The sequence below is a fragment of the Candidatus Symbiopectobacterium sp. NZEC135 genome, from assembly GCF_025962695.1.
The window spans coordinates 1-877 of sequence record NZ_JAGFPF010000867.1; the positions used below are offsets into that span (position 1 = coordinate 1).

Consider the following 877-nt stretch of genomic DNA (forward strand, 5'->3'; position numbering starts at 1 on the left):
AGTATCTGGCAGGCGATTCGTCAATTGGGGGCAGAACGTATTGGTCACGGCGTGGCCGCCATTGTGGATAAATCGCTGATGACGCACATGGCGCAGCAGCAGATCGCCATTGAGTCCTGCCTGACGTCAAACATTCAAACCAGTACCGTCATGTCGTTAGCCGAACATCCTCTGCCCCACTTTCTGCGCCACGGTATCCTCGCAACCATTAATACTGACGATCCGGCAGTACAAGGGATCGAGATAGCGCACGAATATCTCACAGCCGCCCCGCAGGCCGGGTTGACCGTAGCGTTTCTTTCCGATTGGGACAAACAGCGTATTCGGGAAAAGGTACAACGTAAGCGCGCTCGCGTATAAACTCAGGTTCCTAGGGGCGACACCTCGCCCCTACAGGCTAATAACACGGTTTATCCAGCGCAACCGGCTTAACAGACAGCAAATCAGGTATGACAGCACGAAGGTCAGCACGCCATAGAGCACAATAAAGCCATAGACGGTTAAGAAGCTGAACGCCGGATACAGCCAGTCATAAAGCGCGGTGTTGTTAATCTCTATCACGAAAATATTGTGCACCAGATAAATCCCCAACGTCTTACTGCCAACCTGACTGATCATCCCTTCAAGCCGGGTAAAACGGGTATGTAGCATCAAATAAAACAGGCAAACGGCTGAGATTTGCAGTGGCAGGTTATAAAACTTCCCGTAGAAAAACACGATGCCCCAGTGCTGCGTGAGCAGAGTTAACGCACAGAAACTGAGTAATGCCAGCGCGATCCCCGGTAAATAGTGACGTGCCGATAATGAAGTATGCTGGTACACCAATCCAAAATAGCCACCAATAAGAAAACTGACCAGACCAAATACCTGGCTGGAC

Annotated in this window: 1 protein-coding gene and 1 pseudogene; one reads left to right on the forward strand and one right to left on the reverse strand. The window is 50.7% G+C overall.

What is annotated here, in order from left to right:
- Window positions 1-360, forward strand: a pseudogene (locus tag J5224_RS31060) (adenosine deaminase); the annotation flags it as partial.
- 30 nt (window positions 361-390) lie between these two features.
- Here J5224_RS31060 and J5224_RS31065 read toward each other — a convergent pair.
- Window positions 391-877 (reverse strand): acyltransferase family protein (locus tag J5224_RS31065; protein ID WP_413544752.1); only part of this gene is annotated, 487 nt, incomplete at its 5' end.